Source organism: Nocardioides ochotonae (genome assembly GCF_011420305.2).
Lineage (GTDB): Bacteria > Actinomycetota > Actinomycetes > Propionibacteriales > Nocardioidaceae > Nocardioides > Nocardioides ochotonae.
In genome coordinates, this window is the sequence record NZ_CP061769.1 from 3,555,583 (window position 1) to 3,569,953 (window position 14,371).

The window sequence follows — 14,371 nt, forward strand, 5'->3', positions numbered from 1 at the left end:
CACGGCACGGGGAGGGTCAAAATGCTGCGTCCGCCGACCGCCGCGACCACCGCGTGGACGACCGGACCGCCCGCGACCCGGACACCGCCTACGCACCATCGGGTGTTGAGCGTTAGGTTGGGCGACGTGACCGAATCTCTCACCGTCCGCGACAACCGCACCGGACAGGAGTACGACGTCCCCATCGCCGACGGCGCCATCAAGGCCGCCGACCTGGGGAAGATCAAGGCCTCGGACGACAGTCCCGGCCTGGCCGTCTACGACCCCGGTTTCGTCAACACTGCCTCCTGCCGCAGCGCCGTCACCTTCATCGACGGCGAGAAGGGCATCCTCGAGTACCGGGGCTACCCGATCGAGCAGCTGGCGGAGAAGTCGAACTTCCTGGAGGTGGCCTATCTCCTCATCAACGGCTCGCTCCCCACCAAGGCGGAGTACGAGGCGTGGGTGCACGAGATCACCTACCACACGTTCGTCCATGAGAACGTCAAGTCGCTCATGCAGGGCTTCCGCTACGACGCGCACCCGATGGGGATGCTGATGTCGTCGGTGGGGGCCCTCTCGACGTTCTACCCCGACGCCGCCAACATCAGCGACGCCGACAACCGCCACATGCAGATCGTCCGCATGATCGCGAAGATGCCGACGCTGGGCGCCTGGTCCTTCCGTCACGCGCAGGGCAAGCCCTACGTCTACCCGGACAACGACCTGTCCTACACCGCCAACTTCCTCTCGATGCTCTTCAAGATGAGCGAGTCGAAGTACGAGGCCGACGAGCGCCTGGTCAAGGCTCTCGACGTCCTGCTGATCCTGCACGCCGACCACGAGCAGAACTGCTCGACCAACGCCGTGCGCTCGGTGGGCTCCTCGCAGGTCGACCCGTACTCCGCCGTCGCCGCCGGCATCGGCGCCCTCTACGGCCCGCTCCACGGTGGCGCCAACGAGGCCGTTCTCCGGATGCTCAAGCGCATCGGCACCAAGGAGAACATCCCCGCGTTCATCGAGGGTGTGAAGAACGGCGACGAGAAGCTGATGGGCTTCGGTCACCGCGTCTACAAGAACTACGACCCGCGCGCCAAGATCATCAAGAAGGCCTGCGACGACGTCTTCGAGGTCACCGGGGTCAACCCGCTGCTCGAGATCGCCCAGGAGCTCGAGAAGATCGCCCTCGAGGACGAGTACTTCGTCAAGCGCAAGCTCTACCCGAACGTCGACTTCTACTCCGGCCTCATCTACGAGGCCCTCCAGTTCCCGCCGGAGATGTTCACCGTGCTGTTCGCCATCGGCCGCACGCCGGGCTGGCTGGCCCAGTGGAACGAGCTGGTGCAGGACAAGGAGCAGAAGATCGCCCGTCCGAAGCAGATCTACACCGGCGACCGCACGCTCGACTTCGTGCCCGCCTCGGAGCGCTGGGCCTGATCCTCGCCCCGCACTCCCCCGCAGCGACCCCGGACGGCCCCGAGCCCTCCGGGGTCGCTGCGTCCGGGGCCGGGGTCGGCGGTTTCTTCACGTGTCCCCAGCCCGATCTCAGCATCGTCACAGACACGGTGGGCACTCTGGGGGACATGACCGCCCAGCCTCCCTTCCCGCCCCCCGCCGGTGCCCCGCGTGGACCGGAGTCCGATGACACCCAGCCGGTCCCCCAGTCCACCGGCCACCCGTTCGGTCAGCCGCTCGGCCCGCCGCCGCCCCCGCTGACCACCCCGATCCCCCCGGCCGCCGCTGGCGCCCCCACCCCCGCTCCCAGCTCCTCTGGGCGCGGTCGGTTCGCCGCCATGGTCGTGACCGCATCCCTGCTCGTCGGAGGTGCCGCCGGTGTCGGCGGCGCCGCCGCGTGGAACGCCCTCGACGACGAGCCCACGTCCCCCTCCCCGTCCCGGTCGAGCTTCTCGCCCGCCACGGCCAGCGACGACGCCCCGGCGGCCGACGGCTCGGTGCAGTCCGTGGCCGACAAGGTGCTGCCCTCCGTCGTCAAGATCGACGTCTCCGGCTCCCAGGGCGCCGGCTCGGGCTCCGGTGTGGTGATCAGCTCCGACGGCAAGATCCTCACCAACGACCACGTCGTCGACGTCGCCTCCGAGGGCGGCTCCATCTCGGTGTCCTTCAGCGACGGCACCCGCGCCAAGGCCAAGATCCTCGGCACCGACAGCCTCACCGACCTCGCCGTGATCCAGGCCGAGGACGTCAAGGACCTGACCGCCGCCGAGATCGGCAGCTCCAGCGACCTCAAGGTCGGCGAGCCCGTCGTCGCGGTGGGCTCCCCGTTCGGCCTCGACGCCACCGTCACCAGCGGCATCGTCAGCGCGCTGAACCGCCCGGTCGGCGTCGGCAGCGACCAGTCCGGCAACACCACCGCCTACCCCGCGATCCAGACCGACGCGGCCATCAACCCCGGCAACTCCGGTGGCCCGCTGGTGGACATGCAGGGCCGCGTCGTGGGCATCAACTCCTCGATCCAGACCACCGGCTCCGCCTCGCCGTTCGGCGGGGAGAGCCAGGGCGGCTCGATCGGGCTGGGCTTCGCGATCCCGATCGACGCCGCCATGCCGATCGTCGAGCAGATCGTCGACGGCGAGGAGCCGACCCACGCCCGCCTGGGCATCACGGTCTCCAACGTCGCCAGCGGCGACACCGGCAGCAGCGAGGGCGCCCAGGTGCGCGAGGTGACCCGTGGCTCCGCCGCCGCCGAGGCCGGCCTCGAGTCCGGCGACGTGATCGTCAAGCTCGACGGTCACCAGATCACCAGCGCGGACTCGCTCATCGCGACGGTCCGGTCCTACCGCCCGGGCGACACCGTCTCGGTGACCTTCCGCCGCGACGGCGAGGAGCGCACCGCCGACCTGGAGCTGGGCTCGGACGCCGCTGTCAGCTGACGCCACGTCCCGTCCCGGCACGACCCCCGCTGCCCCTCGGCAGCGGGGGTCGTCCGCGTCCAGGGCCGGCTCAGCCCAGCCGCTTCTGGAACTCCCCCAGCCGGGCCGTCGGGCGGAACCCGAGGCGCTCGTTGACGGCCACCATGTGCGCGTTGACCTCGGCGTTGTAGGTCACCACGTGGTCGATGTCGGGACGCTCGGCCTGGAGCAGGCGCAGGTTGGCCACCTTGACGGCCATCCCGAGCCGGTGCCCGCGGTGGTCGCGGCGCACGAGGGTGCCCCACTGGTAGGCGCGGCCGGGCTCGTGCACGGTGGTCGCGAGGTCGGAGTAGGCGACCACCTCGCCCGACGCGTCGAGCGCCACGGTGTTGAGCTTCGTGCGGCCCTGGAGCGCCTGGAGCGCCTCGGCGTCGCGCACCGCCTCCGTGCTCGCCGACTCGCGCTCGAAATCCAGCTCGCCCATCGGCGCCTCGGTCATCAGCGAGGAGGTCAGGTCGGCCCAGCCGACCAGCAGGTCGTCGGGGACCGGGCCCACCCACGAGCGCAGCGTGTACGCCGCGTGGTGCGGGGCGGCCTCGGCGGCGAGCCGGTCCAGGACGTCCGCGGGGACCGGGAGGTCGAGGATCCGCTGCACGTCGCCGAGCACCAGCGCGTAGCCACGGGCCCGTGCGAACTCCGGACCGGGCTGCCCGGCGCCGTCGGGGCCGGCGTCGTAGTCGTAGGTCGACTCGGCCCCGAGCACCCGGCGCCCCTCGGCGGCCGCCATCTCCTCGAGGCGGGCCAGCAGGGCCGTGCCGTGGCCGCGGCGCCGCGCCGCCGGGACGACCTGCACCGCGAGCTCGCAGCGCTCGAGGTTGTCCAGCAGCGGGACCTGGATCCACCCGGCGGCGACCGTGCGGTCGCCGACCCGGCCGGCCCAGGCGCGCGCCCGGCGACGGATCGAGGGCTCGGCGAGCATCACCTGCAGCTCGCGCGGCTGCCAGACCGCCGCGGTGCGGCCGCGGCCGTGGCTCTCGGCCTCGGCGTACGCGGCGTACCAGGCGGTGAAGGCCTGCTCGTCGTGCGGATCCACCTCGGTGATCTCGAGGGCGCCGGTGTCGGTGGTCCTCATCGGGCGCGCACGACCCGTCCCTCGTCCCACACGGGCTCGTCGGACTCATAGACCTCGCCGTCGGAGCCGAAGACCAGGAACCGGTCGAAGCCGCGGGCGAACCAGCGGTCGTGGGTCACCGCGAGCACCGTGCCCTCGAAGGCCGCCAGGCCGGCCTCGAGCGCCTCGGCGGACTGCACGTCGAGGTTGTCGGTCGGCTCGTCGAGCAGCAGCACCGTGGCCCCGGAGAGCTCGAGCAGCAGGATCTGGAACCGCGCCTGCTGGCCGCCGGAGAGCGACTCGAAGGTCTGCTCGCCGGCGTGCGCCAGCTCGTAGCGGTCCAGCACCCGGCTGGCCTGCTCGCGGCCCATGCCGCGGCGCCCGTCGGGGTGCCCGTCGCCGCGGTGCAGGACCTCCAGCAGGGTCCGGCCGACCAGCTCGGGGTGGTCGTGGGTCTGCACGAACCAGCCCGGGCGCACCCGTGCGCCGAGGCGGGCGCGGCCGGTGTGCGCGACCGGCGCGATGGCGAGCTCGCCGACCGGGCGGTGCTCGACGTCGGGGTCGGTGCCGCCCGCGGCCAGCAGCCGCAGGAAGTGCGACTTGCCCGAGCCGTTGGAGCCCAGGACCGCCACCCGCTCGCCGTACCAGACCTCGAGGTCGAAGGGACGCATCAAGCCGGTGAGCTCCAGGTCCTCGCAGACGACCGCGCGCTTGCCGGTGCGACCGCCGGTCAGGCGCATCGTCACCTGCTGCTCGCGGGGCTGCTCGGTCGGCGGGCCGGCCTCCTCGAACTTGCGCAGCCGCGTCTGGGCGGCGCGGTACTGGCTGGACATGCCGTCGTTGAACTCCGACTTGACCTTCAGCCGGAGCACCAGCGCCTTGATCTTGGCGTGCTCCTCGTCCCAGCGCCGGCGCAGCTCCTCGAAGCGGGCGAACCGGTCCGTGCGCGCCTCGTGGTAGGACGCGAAGCCGCCCGGGTGGGTCCACACCGAGTTGCCGACGCCCGGGCCGCCGCTGGCGAGCTCGACGGTGACCACCCGGGTGGCGGTGTTGTTGAGCAGCTCACGGTCGTGGCTGACCATCAGGATCGTCTTGTCCGACTCGCGCACCCGCTGCTCGAGCCAGATCTTGCCCGGCACGTCGAGGTAGTTGTCGGGCTCGTCGAGCAGCAGCACCTGGTCGGGCCCGCGCAGCAGGAACTCCAGCACCAGGCGCTTCTGCTCACCGCCCGAGAGCGTGGTCAGGTCGCGGTACTTCACCCGGTCGTACGCCGCCCCGAGGGCCGCGGTGGTGCAGACGTCCCAGATCACCTCGAGGTCGTAGCCGCCGGCGTCGGCGTACTCGCCCAGCGCCTCGGCGTACTTCATCTGGGTGCGCTCGTCGTCGGTGTCCATGAGGGCGGTCTCGAGGCGGTCCACCTCGGCGGCCGCGTCGCGGACGCGCGGGGGCGAGACCGAGAGCAGCAGCTCGGCGACGGTGGTCGAGCCGGCGGCGACGTGCTGGCGCATCACGCCCAGCCCGCCGGAGCGGGTCACCGAGCCGGCGTGCGGGGTCAGCTCACCGGTCACGATGCGCAGCAGCGTGGTCTTCCCGGCGCCGTTGGCGCCGACCAGCGCCACCTTGGCGCCCTCGCCGACGCGGAAGGACACATCATCGAGGAGCACCCGCCCGTCCGGCAGCTCGTAACGGACTCCTGCGACGTCGACGTGTCCCACGGCGCCGATTCTCCGCTGCCGGGCCACCGGGGAGCGAATCCTTTTGCCACCCGCTCGCCCGACCGCCCACCGGGAGCGACCGTGGACGCCCCGTGCCACCTGTTCTACGTTCCCGCCATGACCCAGGCAGAGCAGTACGACGTGGTGGTGGTCGGTTCCGGTGGCGGCGCGCTGACGGGGGCGCTCCTCGCCGCCCGCGCGGGCCTGCGCACGGTGGTCGTGGAGAAGACCGAGTACATCGGCGGCACCTCGGCGTACTCCGGGGGCGCCTGCTGGCTGCCCGGCTCCGACGTGCAGCAGCGCGCCGGTCTGCCGGACTCCACCGAGGGGGCCCGCAGCTACCTGAACGCGGTGCTCACCGACCCCGACCAGGACAAGCTCGAGGCGTTCGTGGGCCACGCGCCGGCCCTGGTGGCCGAGCTCGAGGCGATGGGCATCGACTTCGTGCCGGTGCCGTTCCCCGACTACTTCGACGCCCCCGGCCGGGTGCCGGGCGGACGCTCGATCCAGGTGAGCGCCGTCCAGCGTGACGACCTGCCCGCCGAGGTGGCGCGGCTGGTGCGCCCGCCGGTCGAGCTCGACCGGATCGGCCGGGGCGGGCGCAAGGAGCTCTCCGGCGGCCAGGCCCTGATCGCACGCCTCGCGGCGGCCTACGTCGAGGCGGGCGGGGAGATCCGCACCCAGCTGCCGGTCACCGGCTACGTCACCGACGACGCGGGCCGGGTGGTCGGCGCCGCCGCGATGACCCCCGAGGGTCCGATCGAGCTGCGCGCGGAGCGTGGCGTGCTCGTGGCCGCCGGCGGCTTCGAGCGCAACGACCGCATGCGGACCGAGCACGGTGTCCCGGGCGACGCCGCCTGGACGATGGCGCCCGCGGGCAGCAACACCGGCGAGCCGATCGAGGCCGCGATCGCGATCGGCGCGGCCTCCGACTTCGGCGGCGCCGGCTGGTTCTGCCCCGGCCTGGAGCAGCCCTCGGGCGAGGGCTCGTTCACCCTGGGCTTCCGCAGCGGCCTGATGGTCGACGCCACCGGGCACCGCTACGCCAACGAGTGCCTGCCCTACGACCGGTTCGGCCGGGAGATGGCGAAGGCGCCGGAGCGGACGCCGTCGTGGTACGTCTTCGACAGCCGCGAGGGCGGCCAGCTCCCCGCGATCGCGATCCCCCAGGGCGACCCCGCGGAGCACCTCGCCGCGGGCACCTGGGTGCGCGCCGACACGATCGCCGAGCTCGCCGAGGGCGCCGGACTGCCGGTGGACGCCCTGGTCGAGCAGGTCGAGCGGTTCAACACCTACGCCGAGAAGGGCGAGGACCCCGACTTCGGCCGCGGCCAGGACGAGTACGACACCTTCTTCGCGGCCGGCACCGGCCCGAACAAGGCGCTCACGCCCTGCGATCAGGGCCCGTTCTACGCCGCCAGGTTCGTGCTCTCCGACCTCGGCACCAAGGGCGGCGTGGTCACCGACGCCGTCGGCCGCGTGCTCCGCGAGGACGGCACCCCGATTCCCGGGCTCTACGCCTCCAGCAACTCCACCGCCTCGATGTTCGGTGGGTTCTACCCCGGCCCGGGCGCCCCGCTGGGCAGCGCGATGGTCTTCGCCTCGCTGGCGGTGCGCGACCTGATCGGCTGACCCGCCCGGTCCCTGCTGACGCAGACCGGCCCGATGACCGTCGCGGTCATCGGGCCGGTGCTCGTCATGGGGTGTGCAGTCAGCCTTCCTGGGAGTCCTGGTCGTCCGGGAGGTCGGGCCGGTCCTGGCCGTCGGGCGGCGTCGGCAGGTCCTGGCCGTCGGTCCGGCCGTCGTCGGGCATGCCCGGGTGGTCGCCGGGCATGCCCGGGTGATCGTGGTGGCCGTACCCGCCGTGCTCGCCGTTCTCGTCGCCGCCCGGGCGGCTCCAGTCGCCCTGGGCAGGGCCGGCGGGCGGGCTCTGCGGGCCGTCGTCGTCGGCGGCGGCGATGCCGATGCCGGCACCGGCGAGGGCGCCGAGCAGCAGGCCGGCGACACCGACACCGATCACCGGGCGCAGGCCGAACGAGCGCTCACGCCAGGACTTCTGGGGCGCCGGGCCGGCCGCGGTCGGCGGCCCGGCGGGCGGCGGGGTGCTGGGCTGCGGGGACGGGTTCTGGGGGGACGGGTTCTGGGGGTTCATCTCCTTCGGATCCATGTCCACGATGCTCGCCAGCCGGCCTGTGAGCCGGCTGTGCGGCGGCTCAGAGTCCGGCAAGGTTTCCTCGGCCCCGGCAATCACCCGCCGCCCACAGCCCACGCACAGGAAACACGGGCACGATGGGGGCATGGCGAAGTCCGACCTCACCCGTCCGGACGGCACTCCGGTGCGCGTCCTCGTCGTCGACGACGAGGCCAACATCGCCGAGCTCATCTCGATGGCGCTGCGCTATGAGGGCTGGACGGTGGAGACCGCCCTCACCGGGCTCGACGCGGTGCGCATCGCCCGCGACCTGCGACCGGACGCCGTCGTGCTGGACATGATGCTGCCCGACCTCGACGGGTTGGAGGTGCTGAGTCGGATGCGCGCACACGACCCCGACGTGCCCGTGGTGTTCCTGACCGCCAAGGACGCCGTCGAGGACCGGATCACCGGTCTCACGGCCGGCGGCGACGACTACGTGACCAAGCCGTTCTCCCTGGAGGAGCTGGTGGCCCGGCTGCGCGCGCTGATGCGGCGCGCCGGGGCGCAGCAGGCCCAGGAGGGCTCGGTCCTGGTCGTCGGTGATCTCGTCCTCGACGAGGACAGCCACGAGGTCTTCCGCGACGGCACCGAGATCCACCTCACCGCCACCGAGTTCGAGCTGCTGCGCTACCTGATGCGCAACCCGCGCCGGGTGCTCAGCAAGGCCCAGATCCTGGACCGCGTCTGGAACTACGACTTCGGCGGCCAGGCCAACGTCGTGGAGCTCTACATCTCCTACCTGCGCAAGAAGATCGACGCCGGCCGCGCGCCGATGATCCACACGATGCGCGGCGCCGGCTACGTGCTCAAGCCGGCCACATGAGGCGGTTCCGCTCGCTCACCGCGCGCCTGGTGCTGACCGCCGTCGCGCTGGTCGCGGTGGTCACGGCGCTGGTGGCCACGGTGACCACGCTGGCGATGCACGACCGACTCAACGACCAGGTCGACGCCCAGGTCCGCGAGGCCCTCCTCAGCGCCACCCGGACCCCGCCCGGGGCCCCGCTCGGCATCGACCCGCGCAACCAGGCACCCGGCACCGTCGTCCTGGTCCTCGCCGACGACGGATCGAGCGAGTCGGCGGTGCTCGGCGACGCACCCGGGACCCGGCGCGAGCTCGACGAGTCCCAGGTCGAGGCGCTCGAGGACGTCCCGGCCGACGGCCGGCCCCGCGCCGTCGACCTCGGCGGGCTCGGCGGCTACCGGGCGGCCGCGCTGGACCTCGACCGCGGCACCCTGGTGCTCGGCCTGCCGACCGCCGACGCCGACGACGCGGTCGCCTCGCTGATCGGCTGGGAGGCCGCGCTGGTGCTGCTCGGCGTCGCCGCGGCCGCCGGCGTCGGGCTGGTCGTCGTACGACGACAGCTGCGCCCCCTGACCGAGGTCGCGCGCACCGCCCACGACGTCGCCGCGCTGCCGCTGGCCTCCGGCGAGGTCGACCTGAGCACCCGTGTGCCCGCGCGCCTCACCGACGACCAGACCGAGGTCGGCCAGGTCGGCGCCGCGCTCAACACGCTGCTCGCGCACGTCGAGTCGGCGCTGGACGCGCGGCACCGCAGCGAGCAGCAGGTCCGCCAGTTCGTGGCCGACGCCTCCCACGAGCTGCGCACCCCGCTGGCCACGATCGCCGGCTACACCGAGCTCGCCCGCCGCCGACCCGACGACCCCGAGGCGACCCGCACCGCGCTGGCCAAGGTCGAGGAGGAGTCGGCCCGGATGACCGCGCTGGTCGAGGACCTGCTGCTGCTGGCCCGCCTCGACGCCGGGCGGCCGCTCGAGCGCGAGCGGGTGGACCTCACCCTCCTGCTCCTCGAGGCGGTCTCCGACGCCCGGGTGCTCGCCCCGGACCACCACTGGCGCCTGGACCTGCCCGAGGACTCCGTGGAGGTGCTCGGGGACGCCCAGCGGCTGCACCAGGTCGTGACCAACCTGCTCAGCAACGCCCGCACGCACACCCCGGCCGGCACGACCGTCACGGTGTCCGCGCGCCCGGACGGCTTCAGCGTGCACGACGACGGACCCGGCTTCGCTCCCGACCTCGCCGAGCACGCCTTCGAGCGCTTCGTGCGCGGCGACGCCTCGCGCCAGCGCAGCGGCGGCGCGGGGCTGGGCCTGGCGCTGGTGCGCGCGATCCTCGCGGCCCAGGGCGGCAGCGTCGAGCTGAGCAGCACCCCCGGCGACACCACGCTGCGCGTGACGCTGCGACCCGCCCCCTGACCCAGCCAGGCTGCGCCGCCACCCCGGATGCGCCGCGCCGGGGACGATCTCGCTCGCCCCCGCGTCGTTCCGGGGTTAGGGTGGCGCCACAGATTGTCTGACAATGTGGTCGGGCAGCGCGCACCACGCGAGGAGGCGACATCCGATGACCGTCACGACCGGGATCACCACCACCAGCCAGGCCCTCCGGGCGGACCTGGAGACGCCGTCGAGTCGCGAGCTGCGCCGCGCCGAGGCCCGCACCGCGCACAACTACCACCCGCTGCCGGTGGTCGTGGAGCACGCGGAGGGGGCCTGGATGACCGACGTCGACGGGGCCCGCTACCTCGACATGCTCGCCGGCTACTCCGCGCTCAACTTCGGCCACGGGCACCCCCGGCTGCTGCACGCCGCGCAGGAGCAGCTGTCCCGTCTCACCCTCACCAGCCGCGCCTTCGTCCACGACCGCTTCGCGGACTTCTGCGCCGCGCTCGGCGACCTGTGCGGCAAGGACCTCGTGCTGCCGATGAACACCGGTGCGGAGGCCGTGGAGACCGCGATCAAGGTCGCGCGCAAGTGGGGCTACGAGGTGAAGGGCGTCGCGCCCGGGACCGCCGAGATCATCGTGATGAGCGGCAACTTCCACGGACGCACCACCACGATCGTGGGCTTCTCCGACGACCCCGGCGCCCGCGACGGGTTCGGGCCGTTCACCCCCGGCTTCGTCACGGTGCCGTACGGCGACCTCACGGCCCTGGAGGCCGCAATCACCGAGCGCACCGTGGCCGTGCTCCTCGAGCCGATCCAGGGCGAGGGCGGCGTGATCATCCCGCCGGACGGGTTCCTCGCCGGCGTGCGCACGCTGTGCACCCGCCACCAGGTGCTGTTCGCCGCCGACGAGATCCAGTCCGGGCTCGGCCGCACCGGCCGCACCTTCGCCTGCGACCACGAGGACGTCGTCCCCGACCTCTACCTCCTCGGCAAGGCCCTCGGCGGCGGCGTCGTGCCGGTCTCCGCCGTCGTGGCGGACCGCGAGGTGCTCGGCGTGCTGCGCCCCGGGCAGCACGGCTCCACGTTCGGCGGCAACCCGTTGGCCTGCGCGGTGGGCAGCACCGTGGTGGAGATGCTGGCCACCGGCGAGCACCAGGCCCGCTCCCGCGACCTCGGCGTGGTGCTGAGCGAGCGGCTCGAGGCGATGATCGGCCACGGCGTGCTCGGCGTCCGCACCCGTGGGCTGTGGGCAGGCATCGACGTGGACCCGGCCGTCGGCACCGGCCGCGAGGTGTGTGAGCGGCTGATGGCGCGCGGGGTCCTGGCCAAGGACACCCACGGCTCGACGATCCGCCTCGCTCCCCCGCTGGTGATCGCCGAGGACGACCTGCTCTGGGGTCTCGAGCAGCTCGCCGCGGTCGTCGGGGGCTGATCGCGCCCGTCCGCCGGCCGGGGCCGCTACGGTCGGGCGCATGAAGACCCTCGACGGCAAGGTGGTCGTGATCACCGGCGCAGCCTCCGGCATCGGCCGGGCGCTCGCCTTGGAGTGCGCGCGCCGGGGAGCGCTGCTGGCGCTCTCCGACGTCGACGAGGCGGGGCTGGCCGAGACCGTCCGCCGCGCCGGGCAGGCTGGCGCCCGGGAGGTCCGCGCGGACCGCCTCGACGTGGCCGACCGGGCGGCGTTCGCGGCGTACGCCTCGGCCGTCGCCACGCACTTCGGCCGGGTCAACATGATGGTCAACAACGCCGGGGTCGCGCTGGCCGGGGACTTCGTCGACCTCGACTACGACGACATCGACTGGATCATGGGCATCAACCTTGGCGGCATGCTCACCGGCAGCAAGGAGTTCCTCCCCCACCTGATCGCCTCCGGCGACGGGCACCTGGTCAACCTGTCCTCACTCTTCGGGCTGGTCCCGATGCCGGGGCAGAGCGTCTACAACGCCACCAAGTTCGCCGTGCGCGGCATGACCGAGGCGATCCGCTCCGAGATGATCCGCGCCGGGCACCCGGTCGGCGTGACCTCGGTGCACCCCGGCGGGATCGCCACCGCGATCGCCCGCAGCGCCCGGGTCTCGCGCCGCGAGGACGCCGCCGCGACCGCGGAGCTCTTCGACACCAAGCTGGCCCGCACCACCCCGGAGAAGGCCGCCAGCGTGATCGTCGCCGGGGTGCTGCGCGGGAAGGCCCGGGTGCTCGTCGGGCCCGACGCCTACGCCGTGCACCACCTCGGGCAGCTGCTGGGCTCACGGTTCCAGGACGTCGCGGCGCGGGTGGCGCGCAAGACGCTGCCCGAGCACGTCGAGATCGTCTAGGCCCGCAGTGCCCACGGCGACTGGGAGCCCTGGCAGCCCGGTCCGGGTCGAGATGGCCAAGTGGGGCGGCGGCGCGCACTGGGAGTTCGACGGGGTGCTGCTCGGCAGCGACGAGCACGGTGAGTGGCTCGGCTTCCCCGCCGGCACCCTGAACGCGCGTCCCGGGGCGCGGTACCTCTCCCAGGTCGACTCGGTGACGCTGGTGAGCCCCACCGCGTGGAGCCTGCCCACCTTCCAGGCCCCGGGCATCTGGTGCACGGTCTACGTCGACATCGCCTCCCCGCCCCGGTGGGACCGCGAGGGCGAGGTGCCCGTCCTGCGCAGCGTCGACCTGGACCTCGACGTGATCCGGGGCGACACCGGGCGGGTCTGGATCGACGACGAGGACGAGTTCGCCGCGCACCGGGTCGCGCTCGGCTACCCCGCCGACGTGGTGCGGGCGGCGCTCGCGGAGTGCGAACGGGTGCACCACGCGGTCGCCTCCGGCCACCCGCCGTACGACGGGACCGCGGAGCGGTGGCTGGCGCAGGTGTCGGGGCTCAGGCCCCGATGACGGTCCCATCGGTGCCGGTCGGCTCGGGCTCGTCCTTGCCCTCCTCGCGGGCACGCCGGCGCCGGGCGCGCGGACCGAGGTCCCGCATCGGGCCGACCAGGCGCGGGCCGGCGAGCCGGGTCTCCAGGCGACGCGCCTCCCGCTTGAGCGGCTGGGCGACGTACTCACCGAGGATCACGCCGGCCGAGAGCGCGATGGCGACCGATGCGGCGGTGACCATGGCCAGCAGGCCCGCCGAGATGTCCCCCTTGCTGCCCTCGGCGAGCAGCGTCAGGCCGCGGTAGATCGAGAGGCCGGGGAGCATCGGCACGACCGCGGACACCACGACGACCAGGGGCGGCACGCGCATCCGCCCGGCGACCGAGAACGCGACCAGACCGACGAAGAGCGCGGCGAGCGCCACCGACCAGGTGCGCCCGATGCCGGGCAGCGCCACCGACTGGCTGATCGCGATCGCGACGGCGGCCACGCCGGCGATCGGGGCGATGATCCGGCCCGGGGCGTAGGAGGCGTAGGCGAACGCCGCGGCACAGACGGCCGCGCCGGCCACGAGCATGCCGAAGGTCTGCAGGTTGCCGCGCCCGGGATCGATCGGCGGGATGTCGACGCCGACCATCTGGGCGACGCTGAGACCGCCGCTGACGCCGCCGATGATGCCGGCGGTGGCCAGGATCGCCTCGGTGAGTCGGGCCCCCGCGGTGACGTAGAAGCCGCTCAGGGCGTCCTGGAGCGCACCCATGAAACCGATGCCGGCGAGCAGCAGGACGATGTTGGCGGTGATGACCAGGGAGACGTTGACGTCGACGGGCGCCAGGCCCGCGAGGATGCCGACCGCCGTCGCCACGCCGCCGCCGGCGATCTGCTGGTAGAAGAACGGCAGCCGGGCCCGGGCCATCCGCTGCTGGAGCCGGTCGATCAGCATCGCCGCGAACGACGCCACGAGCACCACGAACAGGTCGCCGCCGAGCTGGATCGCCACGCCGCCGCACATCGCGCCCCAGGCGAGGGTGACCTTCCAGCGGGCCCGGATGTGGCCCGAGGAGACGATCCTGGCCAGCGAGGTGCGGGCCTCCTTGAGGTCGATCTGGTCGTGGAGGATCGCGCGCACGAGGTGGTCGACCCGGGTGAGGTGCTCATAGTCGATCGTGCGCTGCTTGACCGTGCGGGTCGCGAGGATCGGCTGCTCCTCGGGATCCGCGTGGTGGCTCATCGAGATCGAGGTGAACGTGACGTCGGTGTCGGCACCACGCAGGCCGAGATGCTGGGCGACGCTCTGCATCGTCGCGGTCACGTCGGCCGCGCCTGCACCCGAGGCAAGCAGCAGCTCCCCGACTCGGAGGCAGAAGTCGAGGATCTGGTTCACCTGGCGGGGGTCGAGCACACCTGCGATGGTGCCAGAGAGCACCGACGTGTCCGGCGCCGCACCGACCCCGCCTCGGGGCACACCGAC

The 14,371-nt window shown here is 73.2% G+C and carries 12 protein-coding genes; 8 read left to right on the forward strand and 4 right to left on the reverse strand.

The genetic code is table 11. From position 1 onward, the window contains the following. The first annotated feature begins 126 nt into the window (after positions 1-126). Together HBO46_RS17125 and HBO46_RS17130 are read left to right on the forward strand one after the other, a co-directional pair. Positions 127-1,416, forward strand: a complete 1,290-nt coding sequence (locus HBO46_RS17125) for a citrate synthase (protein ID WP_166133841.1) — start codon at positions 127-129, stop codon at positions 1,414-1,416. Positions 1,417-1,562: 146 nt separating this feature from the next. Next, positions 1,563-2,870, forward strand: a complete 1,308-nt coding sequence (locus tag HBO46_RS17130) for a S1C family serine protease (protein WP_191480168.1) — start codon at positions 1,563-1,565, stop codon at positions 2,868-2,870. 70 nt (positions 2,871-2,940) lie between these two features. Here the strand turns inward: HBO46_RS17130 and HBO46_RS17135 are convergent, their stop codons facing one another. Both HBO46_RS17135 and HBO46_RS17140 read right to left on the reverse strand, forming a co-directional pair. After that, positions 2,941-3,981, reverse strand: coding sequence for a GNAT family N-acetyltransferase (locus tag HBO46_RS17135; RefSeq protein ID WP_166133843.1), 1,041 nt, complete (start codon positions 3,979-3,981; stop codon positions 2,941-2,943). Further along, a complete protein-coding gene (locus HBO46_RS17140) occupies positions 3,978-5,675 on the reverse strand; it encodes an ABC-F family ATP-binding cassette domain-containing protein (protein ID WP_166133845.1) in 1,698 nt (565 codons plus the stop codon). The genes HBO46_RS17135 and HBO46_RS17140 overlap by 4 nt, the downstream gene beginning before the upstream one ends. A 117-nt stretch (positions 5,676-5,792) precedes the next feature. Between HBO46_RS17140 and HBO46_RS17145 the strand changes: the two genes are divergently transcribed. After that, complete coding sequence (locus tag HBO46_RS17145) at positions 5,793-7,307, forward strand: FAD-dependent oxidoreductase (protein WP_166133847.1); 1,515 nt, start codon at positions 5,793-5,795, stop codon at positions 7,305-7,307. A gap of 79 nt (positions 7,308-7,386) precedes the next feature. Here HBO46_RS17145 and HBO46_RS17150 read toward each other — a convergent pair whose 3' ends face one another. Beyond that, on the reverse strand, positions 7,387-7,842 hold the full coding sequence (locus HBO46_RS17150; protein WP_166133849.1) for a hypothetical protein: 456 nt from the start codon (positions 7,840-7,842) through the stop codon (positions 7,387-7,389). A gap of 130 nt (positions 7,843-7,972) precedes the next feature. On the opposite strand from HBO46_RS17150, the gene HBO46_RS17155 reads away from it, so the two are divergent. The 5 genes from HBO46_RS17155 to HBO46_RS17175 all read left to right on the forward strand — a co-directional run bounded on the left by HBO46_RS17155 (position 7,973) and on the right by HBO46_RS17175 (position 12,921). Beyond that, on the forward strand, positions 7,973-8,692 hold the full coding sequence (locus HBO46_RS17155; protein ID WP_166133851.1) for a response regulator transcription factor: 720 nt from the start codon (positions 7,973-7,975) through the stop codon (positions 8,690-8,692). Further along, positions 8,689-10,083, forward strand: coding sequence for a sensor histidine kinase (locus HBO46_RS17160; protein WP_166133853.1), 1,395 nt, complete (start codon positions 8,689-8,691; stop codon positions 10,081-10,083). Before HBO46_RS17155 ends, HBO46_RS17160 begins: the two co-directional genes overlap by 4 nt. Before the next feature lie 145 nt (positions 10,084-10,228). Next, a complete protein-coding gene (gene rocD, locus HBO46_RS17165; RefSeq protein WP_166133855.1) occupies positions 10,229-11,485 on the forward strand; it encodes an ornithine--oxo-acid transaminase in 1,257 nt (418 codons plus the stop codon). A 40-nt stretch (positions 11,486-11,525) separates the two neighbouring features. Continuing rightward, positions 11,526-12,368, forward strand: a complete 843-nt coding sequence (locus tag HBO46_RS17170; RefSeq protein ID WP_166133857.1) for an SDR family NAD(P)-dependent oxidoreductase — start codon at positions 11,526-11,528, stop codon at positions 12,366-12,368. Between the two features lie 7 nt (positions 12,369-12,375). Next, positions 12,376-12,921 (forward strand): DUF402 domain-containing protein, encoded by a 546-nt coding sequence (locus tag HBO46_RS17175; protein WP_166133859.1) that lies wholly within the window; start codon positions 12,376-12,378, stop codon positions 12,919-12,921. Here the strand turns inward: HBO46_RS17175 and HBO46_RS17180 are convergent. Next, complete coding sequence (locus HBO46_RS17180; RefSeq protein ID WP_166133861.1) at positions 12,908-14,302, reverse strand: threonine/serine exporter family protein; 1,395 nt, start codon at positions 14,300-14,302, stop codon at positions 12,908-12,910. The two genes, HBO46_RS17175 and HBO46_RS17180, sit on opposite strands and share 14 nt — an antisense overlap. Between the last annotated feature and the right edge of the window lie 69 nt (positions 14,303-14,371).